Genomic DNA, 18,771 nt, shown 5'->3' with positions numbered 1-18,771 from the left:
TGTGACAGGTGACAGACAGGCGGCCGGGGGTCAGGCTTCGGGGAGGTGGCGGCGGTGGACGTAGCGGGCCTTGCTGCCCTCCCCGACACGGGCGATCTCGCCGGAGTCGGCCCACTCCTTCAGCCACCGCTGAATCACCGGGCGGCGTGTGCCGTAGGTGTCCTTCAGGTCCCGTTCCATCGCGGACGCGCCGGTGCCGGCGGGCCCGGCCGCCAGGATCAGATCGAGTGCGGCCTGCCTCGCGTCGGGCTGTTCCGGTTCCCGCACCGGGCGACCGGCCGTCCACGAGGACGGGTCGGACCAGTCCGTGAGCCCGTCACTCTCGGCCCGTGTCTCGGGGTCGGCGGACGGCATCAGGAACAGGGCCTCCAGCTCGTCCGCGCCGGGGGTGGTGACAGGGCGGGGCTGGTCCCATCCCGCGGTGGCCTTCCACTGCCCGCCCGGCCGCCCCGGCAACGGGCCCGTACCCGGGCCTGGGGCGGCCGGGGCGCCGGTCGCGACGGGCTGCCCCCAGAGGTGGCCGCACCGTGCTTCGCTCCACCTGTCGGTGTAGGCGGTTCCTGCGGCCTGGAGCGAGACGGTGTCGAGAGCGGGCCGCCGGTGGGCGGTGGCGCGGGTGACGGCGTCGATGCCGGAGGGGGTGATGCGCCACTGCTGGGCGGTCTTGGGCTGCTTGCCCTCCGTCCCGACCAGCATCGACCCCGGCCCCGAGAAGCTGTTCTCGGCGGTGAGTGCGCGCCAGCCGAAGAGGTGGCCGAGTTCGGAGTCCTCGTTGACGCCGGTGCAGACGCGGTTGGAGGCCATCTTCCGCACCATCGGGTCCGGCAGGACGTCCTGCGTGACCCGCAGCGCGGAGATGACCGCACGGATCGCCATCGCGCGGGCGACGCGGATGACCTTCACGACCCCGGCCATCACTTCCTTCGCGGCCTTGGTCGCGGACACCTCCGCGCTCTCGTCCATGATGATGACGATCTCCGGGATCTGAGGGGAGACGGGAAGCTTGTCGTCGTCCTCGTCCCGCATGTGCTGCTGATACGCGATCTTCCGGGCACTGGCGATCGCGATCGCCGCGTCCAGCATGAGCTTCGCCTCCGCGGGGGTGGAGGCCAGCCAATCCACCCCCGGCGCCGGAACCTCCTCCCGACGCGCGGGGTCCGTCTGGGCTTCCCGCCACGCGTGCAGCCAGGGCAGGCCGAGGCTGCCGGCGTTGAGGTCGATGACCCACACGAGGGTGTCGTTGGTCTGCAGCAGCCGGGCGATCAGCGTCTGCAGCCAGTTCGTCTTGCCCGTGCCGGTGCCGCCGGCGACGACGGTGGAGGCCTGCCGCATATCCAGCTCCGCCCGCCCACCATCCGACAGCAGCGCGATCGGGGCGGGGTTGTTGATCGTGGTGGTCTCGGACATCTCCTCGACCGGGAACGGGATCTCCTGCCCCTGGTAGGTCTTGGTCGCTACCTCGATCAGCAGGCGGCGCCGGGAAATCCCGGGGAGGACTTGGAGGCCGCACCCGTCGGGAAGGTCGAGGTCGGAAGCGAGCGCGTCGGTACGGTCGGCGACCTGCTTCCGGGTGACGCCGCCTTCGGGAAGTTCGATCTCGACGGTGTAGCCCATGCCGGACGGCCAGTGCTCGATCCCCAACACCGTCACGCCCTCCACCCGGCACACCCTCGCGATGCGCTCGATCCACTCGGCGGCGAGCGCACGGCGGGTGCCGATGGACAGGAGCATGCGGCGCCGTGCCTGCTCGGTCTCCTCGCGCGCCGCGAACCCGGCCGCCAGCGTCCCGGTCGCGACTCCGCCGACGAGGAGAGAGCCGAGACCGCCCAGGGTCATGGGGCCCGCGCTGGCAAGGGCCCAGCAGGACCAGGTGCCGGCGGCGGTCCAGCAGGCGGCGCGGAAGGCGACGGTGGCGCCGGTCAGCCGGTTCCGCCACCCCGCGACCGACGAGCCGACCGCTCCGGCCGCACCGGCGGCGAGCGCGTACCCGGACGGCATGCCCGCGGAGTGGGCGAGGGCGGTGGTGACGAGGGTTCCGGCGGTGGCGTTCAGGGTGCCGGTCAGGATGCCGTGCGGGGCCTTCCAATCGACCCGCACGCTGTTCTTGTTGCTGCTCACAGGTGTTCTCTCCTTGCGATGACAGCGGCCTGCCGCCCACAGGCTGTGGACGGCAGGCCGAAACCGGTCGAGCAGGGGATGGGGGTTAGACGTTCCAGCGGCGTTCGCCGTCGATGCCGTTGCGGGGGTTCTCGATCCGCTCGATGTCGTCGGCGTGGACGCGCCGGTAGACGGTGCCGACCTCGTCGAGCGCGCTGACCACGCGGCTCATGGCGCGGTAGCCCTCGCCGATCTCCTCCACCACCAGCGGATCGACCGGCAGCTTCTCCTGCGACAGCTCCGCCAGCACGCGCAGGGTTTCCTGCACGGTCGACATGGCCTCGGGCAGGTCGTCGATGAGGTCCTGGAACTCAGCCATGTACTCCGGGTCGAAGGTCGACGCGGCCTGAAGCATGACCTCAGCAGCGTCGGACAGGCGGGTGAACGCGGTACCGGACTCGGACACAGTGCCTCCACTACGGTCGGCCCCCGCCAGAACGACGGGCCGGGACTTCACGGACTTCAGGACCGGGGCAAGCTCCCGATCCTTGGGGCGGTTGGGGTTGTTCACCTGCGTCGCAGGCACCGCCACCACGGGCTTACTGCCGTCGGTGGAGGTGCCGTTGATGGCGGCATCGCGCGCGGCCCGCACCTGCCGGGCCCGGCCCGCCAGTCGCCGCCACACGGACCGCAGGTGCCGGGTGGCGACGCCGGGCTTCTTCCAGTTCCACACCCCCGACACGACACCGGCGCCCGCGGCCAGCAGCGCACTGCCGGTCATCCGGGCCGCGTGCCTCAGCGCGGAGCGGCGCAGTGCCTTCTGCCGTATCGCGGCAGGCGCGGCCTTGGCGGTGGGGTTGCCGGCCGGGTCGAGACCGGACTGCCGACGAGCCTTCGCCTCACCCTTCGCCATACGACGCGCCGACCGGGCCTCGGCCTTACCGGCACGGGTCGGAGCTCCCGCGGAGTAGCGGGCATGCCCGGCCCGGATCGCCCCGGCAGCCGCGCCGACCGCAGCCCGCCGCGCCGCCTGCACCAACCCGCCGCCGGAACGGCGCTGCGGCATGTTGGCACCGCCGGACGAGACCGGGCGGGACGAGGGGTTGGAACTGCTGGTGCGGTTCTTGGGCGACCCGCCCGCGGACGGTGCGGTCTTCGCCCCGCCGGGGATCTGCGTGCCGACAGGTCGGTTGTCGGCGCGGTGACGGCCCAGGTTGCGGGCCGCCGCCCGCAGGCCGGCAGCGGAAGCCCCGGGCCCCCTGCCCAGGAGCCCGCCGGAACGCGGCCCGGACGTACGGCGGTGACCGCCAGACCCGCCACCCGACGAGGACGAGGGCGAGGAGCGATCCCGGCCGCCGGCCGGGGTGCGCTGCGCGGGCAGGGACTTGGGCTTGTTCTTCGCCCGGCGGGCCCTGATCCGGCGGGCCAGGCCGGTGGCCGCGGCGGCGCCCATGACGGCGCCGGTCACGGCCAGCCCAGCCGGGCCGCCCACGGCCACCGCGCCGGCCACCACCGCACCCAGGGCATTCGCCCCGGCCACGGCCAGCGGAACACCCGGCAACGGCGCCAAAGCCTCAGCACCCTTCGGTGCGGCCGGAGTTGGAGCGGGTGGTGTCTGCGGTACCACTTCGACGATGGTCTCGGTCATGCTGTACGAGCCCCCTTCAGGGGATGAGGGGCCCGGCCGGGTGCTGTAGGAGGCGGTGGCCGGGCCCTGCTGATACAGGCAGGTCAAAGCTGGTTGGGCTCCAGGGCGAAGAACGCGACGGTGGCGCGCTCCAGCTCCGGGAACCTGCTGATCACGTGGTGCCGGATGGCGACGAACACGTCGTGGCGCGTCGATCCGGGGACCGGGTTCCACGTGCCGTACTCGGTCGCTGCGGCGCGCCCGGGCAGCTCCAGCGTGAGAATCCACTGGTGCGAGCCCTGCGCGGCAGCGTCCGCGGTCGAGGGTGTGTCGGGCGTGGTCACGTGACTCTCCTGATGAGGTCGGCTGTTGAGGTGACGCGCTGTTCGTCGGGGTAGGCGCACGGGGTGCACATGCCGAGCGAGGCCGGGATCACGTACCCGGCATCACGGCGGCAGGACGGGCACCAGCGGCGGGCCGCGTTGGCCTTCGCCAGAGCGGCGGCCCGCCGTGCGGTCATCGGCCGGACCGGGCGGGCCAGGTCGATCCGGTAGAGGTAAGCGACCATCGGGCCGCGCCGGCGGCGGGGCCGTTCGACCTGGGCGGCGACGTCCTGTCCGCCGGGGCGCAGGCCGAGGGCGCGGAGCTGTCGGCGGGTGGCGAGTCCGTCGGGGGCGAGGCGCCACCGGTAGACGGGGAGGGTGGCGGTGGCCATCAGAACACCGTCACGGTGAGGACGTCACGGGCTTGGCGGGACTCGTTCAGTCGCTGGTAGATCTTGTGGACGTAGGAGGTGGAACGAGTGGAAAGCCGGGCCGCCTCCGGCAGCGACGTGCCTTGCACCCAGCAGGCCCGGATCACATTCGCAGCCTCTTCCGCCGACAGCCGGGACGGTTCCAACTCCTTGCGGTGGACGGAGGTGGACGCCAGGGGCAAGAGCGGGTTGAACACCTGCCGGTCACCACAGATGACCAGCGGAATCGCCCGCACCGGCGCCGCCACCGGCTCCGGCGGTGCAGCCACCGGCGCCGGGTCGGCAGGCGGGGTGGAAGCGGTGGGGGCAGGGGTGGCTTCCACCTCGTCCACCCCGGCGTCCACCTGGGCCTGCAGTTCGGTGATTTTGGTCAGGATCTGGTGCCGGTAGTGGCTGATGGCCTCGGCCAGAACGATCAGGAGGACCGGGGGAACGGAGTGGAGGACGAGACCCGCCGGGTCCACCTGGCGGGGAATCCCGAAGTCGGATCCCGCCGGCCAGAGCGAGGTCCAGCAGTTCATCACCCACGTGCCGAGACCGGCGAACCAGCGCAGCACCGTCGCCCAACCCGACGGGTAGAGGCCGTACTCCGACAGACGCCCATCGAAGATCAGGACCGTACCCAGTGCCACCGCGACCATCGGATCGAGCAGCCACGCGATCCACACGGACACGTGATGGTCGATGGCGAACATCGTCACGTTCGACGCGGTGAACACCAGCGCCACCGAGGCGACGGCCACCAGGACCCGCGTCAGCCGCGACAGCAACCCCGACAATGCCGCGATCTGCTCCAGCGGCGGGCGGCCGTTCACCGGGCGTCCCCGTCCCTCTCGTCCTTCCACGGGGTGTAGGTGACGGGCTCCTCGGTGGTCCGGGTGCGGATCGCGTCCGCGGCCAGCCGCGGGTCCCGACTGCCGGCGCGGTTCGATTCGAGGACGATCCGCACCGCGAGTGCCCGGCGCTCCAACAGCCGGTAGTAGAGCCGCTCGTCCGCCACCTCGATCGCCGGCAGCGGCAAGTCCAGCGCGGCAACGATCGCGTCCAGCAGGTCGGCGTGAGCCGCTTCGCGGTCGCTCATGCCGCGTCCCCCGAGACCTGCGTACCGGCGCGGTTGGCCGCGTCCCGGCGGGCGGTCAGAACGCGGTGGTGGGCCCGGCGGATCCGGCGGGCGTCGAACTCCGACGCCGACCGGTCCAGCAGGACGATCAGCGCATCCAGCAACTCGACCTCGGCCAGGACCACGGGCATCTCGGCCTCGATCGCGTCCAGCTCCGCGTCGGTCGGCTCCAGATCGGCCGGCAGGGCGGTAACACCCGTGTGACGTGCAACGATGGACTTCATTGGGTCTTGCTCCTCTCAGACAGGAACGGGCCCGAACAGCAGCCCCGGTGTTTGCCCACCGGGGCTGCACGTCGTTGTGGAACAGGAAGAACTCCAGCTCCCCCACCCCGCCCGTACGCCGCCGAAAGGCGCCGGACGGACGGAGGAGGCAACCGGCCGCGCCAGAGGCTGCGGCAGTAAAACGTTGGGTGTCTCTTTCGGGGACGGACTGCCGTGTCAGGTACGGCCCGCAATCCCGTGGTAGGCAGAGACCTGCCATCCGGACTGACAAGGGGCCTTTCGGCTGTCCGGTATCCCTCCCCCCGTCCAACTACTGCGGGGCTCCTGGTCGTACCTCCTACACTCAACTACTCATGTGCAGGAGTTCCGAGTAAGAGAGTGCTGTACTCATGTAGAGGAGTCAACCCGCAATGCTGCTCACCGCGTTGCTGGATGGCTCAAACGTGGCGGTTCGTCAGTCTGCGGCAGGGATGCGGTACTCCAGAACGAACTGGTCAGCGCTCATGAGGGTGTCGCAGACCTCGACCACTCGACCTGACTCAATTTGAGCGTTCCGAGTGAGGTGGATGACCGGGGCGCCTGGGCTCAGACTCAGAGCGGACTGCTCCTCCTTGCTGGCAAGGCGGACGCGCACCGTCTCTCGAAATTCCACCAAGAGGTCACCCCCCTCTTCGAGACGGGCGTAGATGCCTCCCGGCCCTGGGTTCTCCTCCCTGAGCTGCGGGATGCTCTCGGCCAGGTCCCAGGGCAGATACGACGTCGCCTCTTCCGTAGGAATGCCGTCGCTGTAGTAGAGGCGGCGACGTGCGAGGACCTTGGTGCCGACTGGCAGCCCAAGGCGGCTTGCCACCTCGGCAGGGGCCTCGGTCTGTCCGACGAAGAGCACCCGGACGCTCGGCTTCGCCCCAGCCTGCTCAGCCTCCGCCAGGTAGGCAGCCTTACCTGCCCTCCTGTGCGACCGACGGAAGCGGTCACTGGACTTCCGCTGGACCGGCGGGGCCTTACGGACGAACGAGCCCCGGCCGTGGTGCGTGTCGACCAGACCGCGAACCCGCAGCTCAGTCATGGCCTTACGAACAGTTCCCTGCGCGACCGAGTAACGATCCATGAGTTCGGATTCGCTCGGCACTTTCGCCCCGGGGCGGAGCGCTGCCTGAGGATCCCCGAGGGCTTCCTGAATCTGCTGGCTGAGGTCGTCCGCGATCTGGAGGTAGCGGGGGCGACCTGCGTCACGTGCTGTCGAGAGGGGCATACGCTGCTGATTCTCCTAGACTCATGTATATGACTAACGCTACCGCCGAGAGGCCGTTGCACTCCGTCTCTGTCGCCGGAATCGTCATCCGGGACGACGGACGCGTGCTCGTGATCCGGCGTGCCGACAACGGGGCTTGGGAGCCACCAGGCGGCATCCTCGAACGAGACGAACGACCCGAGGAAGGCGTGCAGCGGGAAGTCGCCGAAGAGACCGGGATCGCCGTCGAGGTGGAGCGGCTTACCGGTGTCTACAAGAACCTCACCCTTGGCGTGATCGCTCTGGTCTTCCGGTGCCGGCCTGTCGGTGGGGAGGAACAGCTGTCCGACGAATCGACGGCGGTCTGCTGGCTCACCCCTAATGAGGTGGAGCAGTCGATGCAGGAAGTCTTCGCCGTGCGCGTGGCCGACGCCTTGGACGGTACGGTGCCGCACGTGCGGTCACACGACGGGGTTCGACTGCTCGCGGCCTGACGGAGACGGACGGCACCCCAAACGATCAGGGCTGTGGCCGACCTCTTGTTTGCCTGTTTTCTGCGTGAGTGCCTGCGACGATGGGTGCATGCCGACGCCCGGAACGCCTCTCTCAGCTGCACTCATCCCCGACTGCACCGACCTGGAAGCTCACCGCACGGCCTATCGAAGCGCCAAGACCAACAAGGCGATCTTCGTATGCATCGCTCGTCAAGGCCGGCGCTGGAAGGTGGAGCTTGACGCAATGACTAGCAGCGGGCCCCGGATTCCGGACGAAGCAATGACAGTCCTTCGGCCCGCGGCTAAGGCATTGGTACTCGCTGACACGGTGACGCAGGCCGACATTGCGCCTGACTACATCTCCATGAGCTCGATCGAGACTGAGGAGAGGGCCCGCGAGATCGCGGCTGCCTTCCATGCCGCTCTGCACGGCCTCCAGCAGCTGTACAACGTCGTTCCGAGGCAGCGCAGAAGCGTCTAACATCCGTCGGCCGTTCCGGGGCCGGATCTCCCCCTCGTACAGGGTCTTGGCCGCGGCGCGCACCCCACCGTTGCAGTCGGTCCTCGGGGAGCGGTGCTGGGAGAATCCTGGGAGAAAATCTTGAGACGAACGCCCATCACGGCCCCCTGGGGCCGCCGCTCTCCAACGCCCTGACCTGCCATTTCCTCGAAAGTGGCGCGCTGGCGCGAGACTCGTACCTCATTCGGGACGAAGAGGTCGTGGGTTCAAATCCCGCCACCCCGACGCTGTAGTACCAGGTCAGGCCACCTACTTTCGTAGTAGGTGGCCTGACCTGTTTCTGTGGGTGACCAACTGAGTGACTACGGGTTCGAACCGGCGCTGAAGATCTCATCCATGGCCGTCGCCCCGGTCTGGATCACGGGCCTGATCTGCTTCCGGTAGACCGCCTCGGTCACGGCCGTACCGGAGCGCCCCACGAGCCTGGAGATCTCTTCGAGCGGGACCCCGTTGTCGGAGAGCAGCGAGACGAAGCTGTGCCGCAGCTCCCGCGGGGTCCACTCTTTCGCGGCGACTCCCTCGGCGCCGGTGATCGCCTGCCGGAAGGCTCGTCGGACGTTCGTCGAGTCCAGCTCGGTCCCCGTGGCCGAGGAGAAGACCAGCCCCTTCTCCGTCCACTGATCACCGGCGGCAAGCCGTTCCCACCCCTGCTCCTCGAACTGCTGCCAGAGCGCGTCCACACTGCTGGATGGGTACGCGCCGAGGACGATCGCGCACGCGCTGACCGTGGTGCACGACTTCTACGCCTTCCACCAGCACTACGGCCGGGACCGGTGGTCAACCCGGTGTCCGAAAGCCGGGACCGTCGGGCCCGGCTGCGGCCGAAGGTGCGCGAGCGCCGGCCCCGGGCGATTCCGGATCGGCTGTGGGACGAGCTGTTCGCGCAGATGAGATGCGATCGGGACCGTGCCCTGCCGGCCTGCTACGTCAGCTCCGGCGCCCGCGCCAGCGAACTGCTCGGGGTGCGCCTGGAGGACGTGGACCGGTCGGCCGGACGCCTGTGGGCGATCACCAAGGGCGCGGGTCAGCAGGGCTGTTGATACGCCCTTCGGGTGATGCGGTTGTGATGGGTGTGTCGCGGACGGTGCAGAAACGTTGATGCCTGCGTGGAGCCACGTGAACAATGGGAACGCAACGCGCTGCGGGCCGAGGCCTTCTGCAGCAGGGACGATCGGGTGCGTGAGGCGCAGGCGGTCATGGACGAGGCGCTGGCGAGCCGGACCAGGGCACTGGCCGCGTTGGCCGTGACGGTCGGCAGCGACGCCGCCGTGGCTGACCTGATGGGGTTGAACGAACGCGAGGTACGAGTCGCACGCCGCACGGTTGGCAAGGACGACGCCTGTACCGTCGCCGACCAGCTGCTCAACCCTCCTGCTTCGCCGGTCAGCCCTCCGGCTGAAACGTCTCCCCAGCCACCCCCACCCGTCCCGGATTCCGGATGGGCGCCGTACACGGAAGCAGTGCGCGCGCATATGCCGCATCCGCGCCCGGAAGCGGTGGCGTCGGCCCATACGCCTGTGGTGGAGAGCGGTACTCCTGCGGCGCTGGTCAGCGTTGTTCAAATCCCGCCACCCCGACTTCGTAAGACAGTGATGGGCCTGATCCGCATCGCGGATCGGGTCCTTTCTGCGTTTTCGGCCGTTGGGGCTTCTTGGTCATCGGTCATCGGCCGTCGGCGAGGAGGGAGAGGGCCGTGGTGCGGGGGAGGAATCTGGTCGCCGCGGCGAGGAGGGCGTTGGCCCGGCCGGGGACGATGGTGGGGCGGCGGCGTCGGCGCAGGGCGGTGAGGGCGGTGGCCACGACCGCCTCGGGCGACTGGACCAGGGCGGCCGGGACGTCGGCGTGCAGGCCGGGGCGGGTCGCGGTCGGGCCGGGGCAAAGGGCCATCACGTAGACCCCGCGCGGCCTTTGCTCGTACCAGAGCGCTTCCGAGAAGGAGGCGACGAAGGCCTTGGTCGCGCCGTAGACGGCCTGGCCGGGCTGGGGGGCGAAGGCCAGGGTGGAGGCGACGTTGACCAGGGCGGCGCCGGGGCCGGCGGTGGCGAGGAAGGCGTGCGCGAGGGTGACGACCGCCTCGCAGTTCAGGCGGAGGGCCGGCAGGGCCTGGTCGAGGGGCGTGTCGGTGAAGGGGCCGGGTCGGGCGAGGCCGGCGTTGTTGATCAGCAGGTCGTACGGGCCGGCCGTCAGCGCGTCCGCCACCGTGCGCACCCCTTCGGGGGTGGCGAGGTCGGCCACGAGGTAGTCGTGTCCGCCGCCGGGTCCACCGGGGCCGAGTTCGGTCATGAGGACCCGCAGGTGCTGCTCGGTGCGGGCGACGGCGGTGACGGTGCGGCCCTCGGCGGCCAGCGCGAGGGCGAAGGCGCGGCCGATGCCCTCGGTGGCGCCGGTGATCAGGGCGGTCACTTCTCCGCCTTGGGGGCCGTGGCGGGCGAGTAGAGGAAGGAGAAGCGTTCCATCACGTTCTGGCGCTTCGTGTTGTGGAAGGCGGCGATGCGCCAGGCGCCGTCGGTGTCGCGGACCAGGGTGTACGTCTGGACTTTGGACAGCTCGGCGGGGCCGGGCCTGCCGCCGGTGTAGTCGTCGCCGCGGCCGGTCAGGACGGCCGCGTCCTTTCCGAGGAAGCGCAGGTCGAGGTAGCTCGCGGCGAGCTTGCTGCCCTTGACGAAGTCGCTGAAGAGGGCGCGGTGGCCTTCGGTGATGTCGGCGCGGCCCTCGTAGTGGCTGCCGATGTAGGTGGTGTAGGTGCCGTCCTCGGTGAACTGTCGGCCGTACGCGTCCGCGTCGCCGCGGGCCCAGGCGTCGGTGAGGGCGTCGAGGGTGGCGCAGATGGCCTCGCCGTCGGCGCGGTTCGCGCCCGCCGGGATGACGTCGGCGCAGTTCTCCGTGCCGGTGCGCTGTATGCCGGAGGTGGTGTCCAGGTAGAGGTACGCGGCGGCGGCGCCGAGCGCGAGGACGGCGGCGGTGGCGAGGGCGGCGCGCTTGGCGGTCTTCTTGTTCACGGGAATGCCTCTCTGGCGGCGGAACGGGCAGATGACGGCAGCCGCCGCGTTGACTACACTGGCGCAACAACTGCACGTATGCATTATCTGCACGCGTGCAGATAAATGGCAAGGGGAAGGGTACGGGTGTCGTGATGACGGAGCAGGACGACCGGCGGGCGGTCTTTCGGGACTACATCGATGCCGTGGGGCTGCACGGCATGGCGGGCGCGGAGGCCGCGGGCCTCCAGGCGTCCGAGTGGTACGCGCTCAGCCGCATCACCCTGGCGGGCGGGCTCACCTCCGGCGAACTCGCGGCCGGGACGGGACTCACGACCGGGGCGACGACGCGGCTGATCGACCGGCTGGAGCGCGCGGGGTACGTACGCCGCACCGCGGACCCGGCCGACCGGCGCAAGGTCGTGGTCGAGGCGGTGCCGGACGCGCTGGCGGGCGTCGAGGCGGCCGTGGGACCGGCCCGCAAGCGGATCGGCGAGGTGCTCGCCGGATACACGCCGGACCAACTGGACCTGCTCTTCGACTACTTCACCCGCGCGGCCCCCGCGTTCCGCGAGGCGACGGAGGAGATCCGGGCGGCGACGCAGGAGCGCAAGGGCGGCCGGTAGGAGGGGACGGGCGAAGCGCGCGGGGCGCGACCGCGGCAGCCGGCGGAGCGCGCGGACGCGGCTGCGGCGGCCGGCGGGAGGGACGGCGGAGCGCGGACGCGGCTGCGGCAACCGGCAGAAGGGGCGGCCGAGTACGCGGGGCGTGACCGCGGCAGCCGGCTGTCTTTTGGGCGGCGCGACCCGGCGTGACCGCGGCAGCCGGCTTTGGCCGAGCGCCCCGGCGTCACTGCGACGGCCGGTTGTCAGCGGGGCACGCGGGCGCGGCTACCGCGGCCGGTTAGCGGCCGCGCGGACGGACGCGACCGTGGCGGCCGGCGGGAGGGGCGGCCGAGTACGCGGGGCGCGACCGCGGCGGCCCGCTTTCGGGCGGAGCGCCCCGGCGTGACTGTGGCGGCCGGCTTTCGGCCGAGCGCACGGGGTGACCGTGGCGGTCGGCCTTCTCCGGAGCGCCCCAGCGCCCCGGCGTGATCGCCGCGGTCGGTCGTCAGAAGGGGCGGGGCTGCATGGGCTGTGGGGTGGTGGCCGGGCTTTCGAAGACGCACGCGGGCACCGGAGCGGCGGTCGCGCGCACCGATACGGGCGTGGGCGGCTCCGTCGGCAGCTCGACGTGGACGGTCACGGGGTGGTCGGCGCGCGTCGTGGCGTAGCCCGTCTCCTTGCCGTCGACGAGCACCTCGACGACGGCGGTGTGGCCCGTCTGGACCGTGGCACTGACCGAGTGCCCGGCGTGGTCGATGTGGAAGTGATGGCGCCGCCTCATGAGACCGCCTCCCGCCGTGGCCCCCTCACGACAAGCGTAGCCAGCAGAGCCGGGCACGGCCCGGGAAGGCCCGGTGCTGCGCTCTAGTCGGTGCCGGGCGCGGAGAGTGCGGAGAGTTCGGCGCGCGCCAGGGCGAGGAAGGCCGTGGACGGGCCGGCCTCCACTGCGTGCTGTGCGGCCAGTGCGTCGAGGTGGTCCAGGACCGCCCCGACGGTGGTGAAGGAGCCGACCGGGCGGAGCAGCCAGAGGCGGCCCCGGGGGCGGGGCGGGAGTCCGAGATCGGCGAGGGCCGCGTCGGCCTCCTGGTCGAGGTCGTGCAGGTCGGGCTCGGCGAGCGGGGCGCACTCCACGCCGGTGATGTGGCCGTGGCCGTCGAGGGAGGTGTCCACCGCCCAGTGGGTGGAACGGTCGGGGATCCAGGTCCGGGCCGCCGGGGGCCATACGTACGGGAGGAACGCCCAGCGCAGGTCCTCGGGCGCGGGTTCCCAGCCGAGCACCTCCAGCTCCCGGATCTCGGGCAGCCGGTCCGGCTCCAGTTCGCTGCGGCCGGTGCGGCGCAGTGCGAGCGGGTGCGGCGTTCCGTCCTCGTCCCACGACATGCGGGCACGCTATCCGACGCGGTGGCGGATGTGCGTGACCCCGGCCGCCCCGGAAGGGCGGCCCCGGCCTCGGCTCAGGCCCCGGCCCCGGCCTTCACGCCCCCAGAGGGTTGGCCGCGATGCGGGCCGCCGCGCCGCCCGCGACGTAGGCGGCCGCCGCGCAGTCGGGCTTGCGCTTCGCCTGGTCCTCGACCAGTGCGGTGAAGGCGGCGCCGAAGCCGGCCCGCGGGTGGGCGGCGAGCAGGGCGGCCGTGAAGGCGGGGTCGAACTCGGAGAGGCGCAGGCCCGAGACGTCGGCGCTCGTGCCGACCTGCAGGAGGTGGCTCTCGACGTCCTCGGCCGCCGTCACGTCGTCCCGCATGTGCAGGACGATCACCTCTTCGGCGCGGGCCCGGCGGGCCGCCGGCCAGCCCAGGCCCGCCGTCAGGACGCGTGCGACGTGGCCGCCGGCCTCCTCGAAGGGGAGGGTGTGGCTGTCGAAGGGCGCGGTCAGGCCGAGATCGTGGAGGAGGGCCGCCACGTAGAAGAGCTCCTCGTCGTACGCGAGGCCGTGCTGGTCCGCGTACTGCGCGCCGAAGGCGTAGGAGCGTACGGAGTGGTTCAGCAGCGCCGGGTCCGCGTACTCCGACGCGATCTGCAGGGCGGTTCGGGCCGAGTTGGTGTCAAGGGTCCACGTCATGGGGCGTCAGCGTAGGCGGCGGCTGAAGTCCACTTCGGACGGGGCCTCCCCCGGCCAGTTCAGCCGGGCCGGGGCTGGCGGGGTCTCGGCGAGGACGGAGCCGCGGGAGACGACGTACCGGGGCCGGACCTGACGGCGGATCGCCTCCTCGGGCGAGGGGGCCGGGAGCAGGACGAAGGAGGCGGGGGCGCCTTCCGTGATGCCGTACTCCTTGTCCGACAGGCCCAGGACGCGCGCCGCACGGTCCGTCACCATCGAGAAGGCCAACGGGATCTCGTCCGCTCCGGTGAGCTGGGCGGCGTACAGCCCGACGAGGGCGGTCTGGAGCGGGTTGGCGGTGCCGAGCGCGTTCCAGGGGTCCATCACGTCGTCGTGGCCGAACGCCACGTTGACCCCGGCCGCCAGCATCTCCTTGACCTGGGTGAGGCCGCGCCGCTTGGGGTAGGCGTCGAAGCGGCCCTGGAGGTTGAGGTTGGCGAACGGGTTGGCGACCAGGTTGATGCCCGAACGGGACAGCAGCCGCTGGAGTTTGAAGCTGTACGCGCCGTTGTAGGAGCCCATGGCCGTCGTGTGCGAGGCGGTGGCGCGTTCGCGCAGGCCCGAGCGCAGGGCCAGCGTGGCCAGCACCTCCACGAAACGGGACTGCTCGTCGTCGATCTCGTCGCAGTGCGCGTCCACCCGCAGCCCGTGCTCCTCGGCCAGTGCGAAGGCCGTCTTCAAGGAGGCCACCCCGTCCTCGCGGGTGTCCTCGAAGTGCGGGATCGCCCCGACGACGTCCGCCCCGCGGGCGACCGCCTCCCGCAGCAGCGCCTCGCCGTCCGGGAAGGAGGCGATGCCCTCCTGCGGGAAGGCCACGATCTGCAGGGTCATGACCTCCCGCACCCGGTCGCGCACTTCGAGCAGCGCGTCGAGGGCGGTGAGGTCCGGGTCGGTGATGTCGCAGTGGGTGCGCACGTGCAGCACCCCCTGGGCCGCCTGCCAGCGCAGCACCTCGGTCGCCCGCGCGATCACGTCCTCACGGGTCAGGGTCCGCTTGCGCTCGCTCCAGCAGGCGATGCCCTCCCAGAGGGTGCCGGACGCGTTGGGGCGCGGCTCACCGGCGGTCAGCGCCGTGTCGAGGTGGATGTGCGGCTCGACGAAGGGCGGGCTGAGCAGGGCGCCGTGGGCCTCGACGAGAATGCCGGTGGCCGGCGGTTCCTTCTGGTCGTCGTGCGGGATCACGCGCGAGATCCGGCCGTCCTCCGCGACCTCGACGTCGGACAGGCCTGAGGTGTGCAGCAGCCGGGCGCCCCGGACGATCATCCGCATGGCGCCAGCCTACGGACCCGCGCGCAGCTGCGGCCTCAGCCGCGCTTGGCCTGCGCCTTCTGCTGCATGCCGCGCGTCTTCGCGGCGGACGACTGCATCTCCCTGGCCGCGGCCTTGGCGCGGGCCTCGGCGGCCGTGTTCTTCGCCAGCGCGCGCTCGGAGTCCTGGTGGATGTGGTGGCCGGTGTGCGCCTTCTTGGCCATGATCGTTCCTCCTTGGGCTACGGGTTCCACTCTGCGCCCGTTCGGAGCAGTCGGCATCCCGGGGACCACTGCGGCCACAATGGGGCGCATGACCAGCGACAGCGAGATCACCCCCGAGACGCCCGACTGGGAGAAGCGGTTCCGGGCACCGCGCGTCGGGCTGCCCGACTGGGCCGAGGACGCCCCGGACCGTTCGCTCTTCGTGTCCAACGCGACCGGAACCTTCGAGCTCTACGCGTGGGACCGCGCCACCGGCGTCCAGCGGCAGGCCACCGACCGCCCGAACGGCACCACCGACGGCGCCCTCTCCCCCGACGGCGAGTGGATCTGGTGGTTCTCCGACACGGACGGCGACGAGTTCGGCACCTGGGTGCGCCAGCCCTTCGGCGGCGGCCCGGACGAGCCGGCCACGCCCGGCCTGGAGCCCTCGTACCCCGCCGGTCTGGCCATCGGCCGCGACGGCACGGCGGTCGTCGGGCGCTCCACGGACGAGGACGGCTCGACGGTCCACGTGGTCCGCCCGGACGGATCCGCGCCCACCGTGATCTACCGGCACCGGGAGTCGGCCGGCGTCGGCGACCTGTCCCACGACGGGACGCTGGTGGCCGTCGAGCACACCGAGCACGGTGACGCGATGCACTCCTCGCTGCGCGTGCTGACCCTCGACGGGTCCACCGTCGCCGAGCTGGACGACTCCCGCGGCGGCACGCAGGAGCTCGGCCTGGAGGTCCTCGGCTTCGCGCCGGTTCCGGGCGACACCCGCCTCCTCGTCGGCCACCAGCGGCGCGGCCGCTGGGAGCCGATGGTGTGGGACGTGGCCACCGGCGCCGAGGAGGAGCTCGCGATCGACCTGCCGGGCGACGTCAGCGCCGAGTGGTACCCGGACGGATCCGCGCTGCTGGTCGCGCACAGCTTCGAGGCACGCAGCGAGCTGTGGCGCTACGACCTGGCCGCGCGGGAGCTCGTACGGGTGGACACGCCGCCCGGGACGGTGTCTGGAGCCGGCGCGCGGCCGGACGGGACCGTGGAGTACCTGTGGTCCTCGGCCGCCGAGCCCTCGACCGTACGGTCCACCGCGGGCGGGGTCGTCCTGGACCCTCCCGGCTTCAAGGCCCCCGGTTCGGTGCCGGTGGAGGACGTCTGGGTGGAGGGCCCGGGCGGGCGGATCCATGCCCTCGCGCAGCGGCCGGCCGGACACGGTGAGGGCCCCTTCCCGACGATCTTCGAGATCCACGGCGGTCCGACCTGGCACGACAGCGACGCCTTCGCGGCGACCCCGGCGGCCTGGCTGGACCACGGCTTCGCGGTCGTGCGGGTCAACTACCGCGGCTCGACGGGCTACGGCCGCGAGTGGACGGACGCCCTCAAGCACCGGGTCGGGCTGATCGAGCTGGAGGACATCGCGGCGGTCCGGGAGTGGGCGGTGGCCTCCGGCCTCGCGGACCCGGCGCGCCTCGTGCTGTCGGGCGGTTCCTGGGGCGGGTACCTGACGCTGCTGGGCCTGGGCACGCAGCCCGACGCCTGGGCGGTGGGCCTGGCCGCCGTACCGGTCGCGGACTACGTGACGGCCTACCACGACGAGATGGAGGCGCTGAAGGCCCTGGACCGCACCCTCTTCGGCGGTACCCCGGAGGAGGTCCCGGACCGCTTCGAGGTCTCCTCGCCCCTCACCTACGTCGACGCGGTGAAGGCTCCCGTCCACATCGCGGCGGGCGTCAACGACCCGCGCTGCCCGATCCGGCAGATCGACAACTACGTGGACCGGCTCGTGGCGCGCGGCGCGGAGCACGAGGTGTACCGGTACGACGCCGGGCACGGCTCGCTGGTCGTGGAGGAGCGGATCAAGCAGGTCCGGATGGAGCTGGAGTTCGCGCTGAAGCACCTGCCCCGCTAGTCCCGGTCCGGTGCACCCCCCGTACGGTGGTGGGGTGCACCGGTTTCTCCTGACCCCGCGCTGGTGGGGGATCAACGTCTTCGTCGCGCTCGCCGTCCCCTTCTGCCTGTTCATGGGGTCCTGGCAGCTCGGCCGGTTCGAGGACCGTGTCGACAGCCACCGGGAGTCGACGGCCGAGCGGCCCGCAGACCAGGTGGCCGCACCGCTGGACTCGCTGCTTCCGGTGGACACCACGACCTCCGGACGGCTGGCTTCCACGGCCGGGGTGTACGCCGATCAGATGCTGGTGCCGGAGCGGCGGCTCGACGGCGAGTCCGGCTTCTACGTGCTGACCCTGCTGAAGACCGACTCCGGCAAGGTCGTCCCGGTGGTCCGGGGCTGGCTGCCGGGAGCGGCGGACCCGGCGAAGGCCCCGGCCCCGCCGACCGGCCGGGTCGAGGTCACCGGCGCCCTGCAGTCCTCGGAGAACTCCGGTACGAAGGGGGTCCACTCCCAGGGCGGCCTGCCGGCCGGGCAGCTCGGGGTGATCGGCGCGGCCTCGCTGGTCAACATCGTCCCCTACGACCTGTACGACGCCTGGCTGACCGTGCAGACCCCGGCGGACGGGATGGTTCCGGTGCCCGCGCAGGCGCCGACGAACACCGGACTCGACCTGAAGGCCTTCCAGAACCTCGGCTACACCGGCGAGTGGTTCGTCTTCGTCGCCTTCGTGCTCTTCATGTGGTTCCGGCTCTACCGCCGCGAGGTGGAGACCTTCCGCGACGCGGAGGCCGGGCTGCTGCCGGAGGCTGCTCCCGCCGCCCCCGCGCCGGAACCCGAGCCCTCGGGCGGCGCGGCCTCGCGCGCATAGGCCGCGGGGCGGCGGTGTCAAGTCCCGACTTTCCGGGCCATGACCGCGACCCCCTGCCCGGGGCCCAATGGAGTCCCGGCCGCAACCGCGGCCGGCCCTCCAAGACCCGGTAAGGACCGCCTCCCCATGGCCATCACCAGGACCCGCCGCCTCGCCCCCCTCCTGATCGCCACCACGCTGGCAGTCGGAGGCGTCTCGCTCGCCTCCACGTCCGCGTTCGCCGCCCCCGCCACCACCGCGAGCGTCACGACCGACGGCGACAACCCCGGTGCCAACAGGCTGGTCGGAATGCTCGGCAAGCTCGGCAACCTCAGCAAGATCGGCTCGGACGCCGCCCGAGGCGGCGACACGGAGCCGCCCGGCGGCGACAGCGCCGAGACCCCGCAGACCCCCAAGTGGAAGCTCCCCATCATGACCGACGAGCCCCAGGGGAAGGGCGGTAACAGCATGTTCCTGCGCGGTGACGGCGGTGCCGGCGGTAAGACTGGTGAAGGCGGCACCGGCGGCAACCCCTGGCTCACGGGTGACGGCGCTGCCGGCAGTAAGACTGGTGAAGGCGGCACCGGCGGCAACCCCTGGCTCACGGGTGACGGCCATACCGGCGGAAAGGCTGACGAGCAAGGTGGCAACGGTGGCAACAACAGCACCGACGTCGGCCCCCGCCTGGGCGACGACTACGCCATCTACACCGCCCCGGACCGCCCCACGGGCCCCGTCGTCAACTGAACCCGCGCACCCCGGGGCTCCGGCCCCGGGGCCGCCTTCGGCACGGAACACATCCGAACCCGCCGCCTGCGGGGCTCGCCG

The 18,771-nt window shown here is 71.7% G+C and carries 22 protein-coding genes and 1 pseudogene; 7 read left to right on the top strand and 16 right to left on the bottom strand.

Translation table 11 applies throughout. The features are described 5' to 3' along the window. Positions 1 to 30: 30 nt before the first annotated feature. The 8 genes from OG472_RS24575 to OG472_RS24540 all read right to left on the bottom strand — a co-directional run bounded on the left by OG472_RS24575 (position 31) and on the right by OG472_RS24540 (position 7,074). Positions 31 to 2,118, bottom strand: a complete 2,088-nt coding sequence (locus OG472_RS24575) for a hypothetical protein (RefSeq protein ID WP_405942065.1) — start codon at positions 2,116 to 2,118, stop codon at positions 31 to 33. 85 nt (positions 2,119 to 2,203) lie between these two features. Beyond that, positions 2,204 to 3,745 carry a hypothetical protein gene (locus tag OG472_RS24570; protein ID WP_405942064.1) on the bottom strand — a complete coding sequence of 514 codons (1,542 nt, stop codon included), beginning with the start codon at positions 3,743 to 3,745 and terminating at the stop codon, positions 2,204 to 2,206. A gap of 83 nt (positions 3,746 to 3,828) precedes the next feature. Beyond that, on the bottom strand, positions 3,829 to 4,068 hold the full coding sequence (locus OG472_RS24565) for a hypothetical protein (RefSeq protein WP_405942063.1): 240 nt from the start codon (positions 4,066 to 4,068) through the stop codon (positions 3,829 to 3,831). Next, a complete protein-coding gene (locus tag OG472_RS24560; RefSeq protein WP_405942062.1) occupies positions 4,065 to 4,439 on the bottom strand; it encodes an RRQRL motif-containing zinc-binding protein in 375 nt (124 codons plus the stop codon). The genes OG472_RS24565 and OG472_RS24560 overlap by 4 nt, the downstream gene beginning before the upstream one ends. Next, a complete protein-coding gene (locus OG472_RS24555) occupies positions 4,439 to 5,293 on the bottom strand; it encodes a hypothetical protein (RefSeq protein WP_405942061.1) in 855 nt (284 codons plus the stop codon). The genes OG472_RS24560 and OG472_RS24555 overlap by 1 nt, the downstream gene beginning before the upstream one ends. Beyond that, positions 5,290 to 5,559, bottom strand: coding sequence for a hypothetical protein (locus OG472_RS24550; protein ID WP_405942060.1), 270 nt, complete (start codon positions 5,557 to 5,559; stop codon positions 5,290 to 5,292). The genes OG472_RS24555 and OG472_RS24550 overlap by 4 nt, the downstream gene beginning before the upstream one ends. Beyond that, positions 5,556 to 5,822 carry a DUF6284 family protein gene (locus tag OG472_RS24545; RefSeq protein ID WP_405942059.1) on the bottom strand — a complete coding sequence of 89 codons (267 nt, stop codon included), beginning with the start codon at positions 5,820 to 5,822 and terminating at the stop codon, positions 5,556 to 5,558. The genes OG472_RS24550 and OG472_RS24545 overlap by 4 nt, the downstream gene beginning before the upstream one ends. 454 nt (positions 5,823 to 6,276) lie before the next feature. Further along, on the bottom strand, positions 6,277 to 7,074 hold the full coding sequence (locus OG472_RS24540) for a GntR family transcriptional regulator (protein ID WP_405942058.1): 798 nt from the start codon (positions 7,072 to 7,074) through the stop codon (positions 6,277 to 6,279). Positions 7,075 to 7,103: 29 nt separating this feature from the next. On the opposite strand from OG472_RS24540, the gene OG472_RS24535 reads away from it, so the two are divergent. Together OG472_RS24535 and OG472_RS24530 are read left to right on the top strand one after the other, a co-directional pair. After that, complete coding sequence (locus tag OG472_RS24535; protein ID WP_405942057.1) at positions 7,104 to 7,547, top strand: NUDIX domain-containing protein; 444 nt, start codon at positions 7,104 to 7,106, stop codon at positions 7,545 to 7,547. An 88-nt stretch (positions 7,548 to 7,635) separates the two neighbouring features. Then, positions 7,636 to 8,028, top strand: coding sequence for a hypothetical protein (locus OG472_RS24530; protein ID WP_405942056.1), 393 nt, complete (start codon positions 7,636 to 7,638; stop codon positions 8,026 to 8,028). Between the two features lie 341 nt (positions 8,029 to 8,369). Here OG472_RS24530 and OG472_RS24525 read toward each other — a convergent pair. Then, positions 8,370 to 8,750 (bottom strand): annotated as a pseudogene (locus OG472_RS24525) (tyrosine-type recombinase/integrase); the annotation flags it as partial. A 102-nt stretch (positions 8,751 to 8,852) separates the two neighbouring features. On the opposite strand from OG472_RS24525, the gene OG472_RS24520 reads away from it, so the two are divergent. Further along, positions 8,853 to 9,107, top strand: a complete 255-nt coding sequence (locus OG472_RS24520; RefSeq protein ID WP_405942055.1) for a hypothetical protein — start codon at positions 8,853 to 8,855, stop codon at positions 9,105 to 9,107. A 622-nt stretch (positions 9,108 to 9,729) separates the two neighbouring features. Here the strand turns inward: OG472_RS24520 and OG472_RS24515 are convergent. Together OG472_RS24515 and OG472_RS24510 are read right to left on the bottom strand one after the other, a co-directional pair. Further along, entirely contained in the window at positions 9,730 to 10,470 is a 741-nt protein-coding gene (locus OG472_RS24515) for an SDR family NAD(P)-dependent oxidoreductase (RefSeq protein ID WP_405942054.1), read from the bottom strand. After that, positions 10,467 to 11,066: an SgcJ/EcaC family oxidoreductase gene (locus OG472_RS24510; RefSeq protein WP_405942053.1), complete on the bottom strand. Its 600-nt coding sequence runs from the start codon at positions 11,064 to 11,066 to the stop codon at positions 10,467 to 10,469. Before OG472_RS24510 ends, OG472_RS24515 begins: the two co-directional genes overlap by 4 nt. A 134-nt stretch (positions 11,067 to 11,200) precedes the next feature. Here OG472_RS24510 and OG472_RS24505 point away from each other — a divergent pair, with 134 nt between their 5' ends. Continuing rightward, positions 11,201 to 11,671 carry a MarR family winged helix-turn-helix transcriptional regulator gene (locus OG472_RS24505; RefSeq protein WP_401611061.1) on the top strand — a complete coding sequence of 157 codons (471 nt, stop codon included), beginning with the start codon at positions 11,201 to 11,203 and terminating at the stop codon, positions 11,669 to 11,671. A 484-nt stretch (positions 11,672 to 12,155) separates the two neighbouring features. On the opposite strand, the gene OG472_RS24500 is transcribed toward OG472_RS24505, so the two are convergent. The 5 genes from OG472_RS24500 to OG472_RS24480 form a co-directional block, all read right to left on the bottom strand. Continuing rightward, positions 12,156 to 12,431 carry a hypothetical protein gene (locus OG472_RS24500; RefSeq protein WP_401611062.1) on the bottom strand — a complete coding sequence of 92 codons (276 nt, stop codon included), beginning with the start codon at positions 12,429 to 12,431 and terminating at the stop codon, positions 12,156 to 12,158. Between the two features lie 83 nt (positions 12,432 to 12,514). After that, positions 12,515 to 13,030 (bottom strand): DUF5956 family protein, encoded by a 516-nt coding sequence (locus OG472_RS24495; RefSeq protein WP_405942052.1) that lies wholly within the window; start codon positions 13,028 to 13,030, stop codon positions 12,515 to 12,517. Positions 13,031 to 13,124: 94 nt separating this feature from the next. After that, complete coding sequence (locus tag OG472_RS24490; RefSeq protein WP_362814035.1) at positions 13,125 to 13,709, bottom strand: HD domain-containing protein; 585 nt, start codon at positions 13,707 to 13,709, stop codon at positions 13,125 to 13,127. A gap of 6 nt (positions 13,710 to 13,715) precedes the next feature. Beyond that, complete coding sequence (gene codA / locus OG472_RS24485) at positions 13,716 to 15,017, bottom strand: cytosine deaminase (RefSeq protein WP_405942051.1); 1,302 nt, start codon at positions 15,015 to 15,017, stop codon at positions 13,716 to 13,718. A gap of 35 nt (positions 15,018 to 15,052) precedes the next feature. Continuing rightward, the gene (locus OG472_RS24480; RefSeq protein WP_383566956.1) at positions 15,053 to 15,220 is read right to left on the bottom strand and encodes a hypothetical protein; all 168 of its coding nucleotides are present in this window, start codon (positions 15,218 to 15,220) and stop codon (positions 15,053 to 15,055) included. Positions 15,221 to 15,308: 88 nt separating this feature from the next. Between OG472_RS24480 and OG472_RS24475 the strand changes: the two genes are divergently transcribed. The 3 genes from OG472_RS24475 to OG472_RS24465 all read left to right on the top strand — a co-directional run bounded on the left by OG472_RS24475 (position 15,309) and on the right by OG472_RS24465 (position 18,690). Further along, entirely contained in the window at positions 15,309 to 17,114 is a 1,806-nt protein-coding gene (locus tag OG472_RS24475; protein ID WP_405942050.1) for a prolyl oligopeptidase family serine peptidase, read from the top strand. 34 nt (positions 17,115 to 17,148) lie between these two features. Further along, positions 17,149 to 17,964 carry an SURF1 family protein gene (locus OG472_RS24470; protein WP_401611067.1) on the top strand — a complete coding sequence of 272 codons (816 nt, stop codon included), beginning with the start codon at positions 17,149 to 17,151 and terminating at the stop codon, positions 17,962 to 17,964. A 126-nt stretch (positions 17,965 to 18,090) separates the two neighbouring features. After that, positions 18,091 to 18,690, top strand: coding sequence for a hypothetical protein (locus OG472_RS24465; protein ID WP_405942049.1), 600 nt, complete (start codon positions 18,091 to 18,093; stop codon positions 18,688 to 18,690). Positions 18,691 to 18,771: the final 81 nt, after the last annotated feature.

The sequence above is a fragment of the Streptomyces sp. NBC_00207 genome, from assembly GCF_045160965.1.
Taxonomy (GTDB): Bacteria; Actinomycetota; Actinomycetes; order Streptomycetales; family Streptomycetaceae; genus Streptomyces.
The sequence above is the reverse complement of the archived record's forward strand: the minus strand, read 5'-3'. Positions and strand labels throughout refer to the sequence as shown.

What these genes read in the sequence shown, in the direction of transcription:
- OG472_RS24570 (WP_405942064.1), bottom strand. Translation starts at nt 3,745, where the DNA reads ATGACCGAGACCATCGTCGAAGTGGTACCGCAGACACCACCCGCTCCA.
- OG472_RS24560 (WP_405942062.1), bottom strand. Translation starts at nt 4,439, where the DNA reads ATGGCCACCGCCACCCTCCCCGTCTACCGGTGGCGCCTCGCCCCCGAC.
- OG472_RS24550 (WP_405942060.1), bottom strand. Translation starts at nt 5,559, where the DNA reads ATGAGCGACCGCGAAGCGGCTCACGCCGACCTGCTGGACGCGATCGTT.
- OG472_RS24545 (WP_405942059.1), bottom strand. Translation starts at nt 5,822, where the DNA reads ATGAAGTCCATCGTTGCACGTCACACGGGTGTTACCGCCCTGCCGGCC.
- OG472_RS24540 (WP_405942058.1), bottom strand. Translation starts at nt 7,074, where the DNA reads ATGCCCCTCTCGACAGCACGTGACGCAGGTCGCCCCCGCTACCTCCAG.
- OG472_RS24535 (WP_405942057.1), top strand. Translation starts at nt 7,104, where the DNA reads ATGACTAACGCTACCGCCGAGAGGCCGTTGCACTCCGTCTCTGTCGCC.
- OG472_RS24530 (WP_405942056.1), top strand. Translation starts at nt 7,636, where the DNA reads ATGCCGACGCCCGGAACGCCTCTCTCAGCTGCACTCATCCCCGACTGC.
- OG472_RS24505 (WP_401611061.1), top strand. Translation starts at nt 11,201, where the DNA reads ATGACGGAGCAGGACGACCGGCGGGCGGTCTTTCGGGACTACATCGAT.
- OG472_RS24500 (WP_401611062.1), bottom strand. Translation starts at nt 12,431, where the DNA reads ATGAGGCGGCGCCATCACTTCCACATCGACCACGCCGGGCACTCGGTC.
- OG472_RS24495 (WP_405942052.1), bottom strand. Translation starts at nt 13,030, where the DNA reads ATGTCGTGGGACGAGGACGGAACGCCGCACCCGCTCGCACTGCGCCGC.
- OG472_RS24490 (WP_362814035.1), bottom strand. Translation starts at nt 13,709, where the DNA reads ATGACGTGGACCCTTGACACCAACTCGGCCCGAACCGCCCTGCAGATC.
- codA (WP_405942051.1), bottom strand. Translation starts at nt 15,017, where the DNA reads ATGCGGATGATCGTCCGGGGCGCCCGGCTGCTGCACACCTCAGGCCTG.
- OG472_RS24480 (WP_383566956.1), bottom strand. Translation starts at nt 15,220, where the DNA reads ATGGCCAAGAAGGCGCACACCGGCCACCACATCCACCAGGACTCCGAG.
- OG472_RS24475 (WP_405942050.1), top strand. Translation starts at nt 15,309, where the DNA reads ATGACCAGCGACAGCGAGATCACCCCCGAGACGCCCGACTGGGAGAAG.
- OG472_RS24465 (WP_405942049.1), top strand. Translation starts at nt 18,091, where the DNA reads ATGGCCATCACCAGGACCCGCCGCCTCGCCCCCCTCCTGATCGCCACC.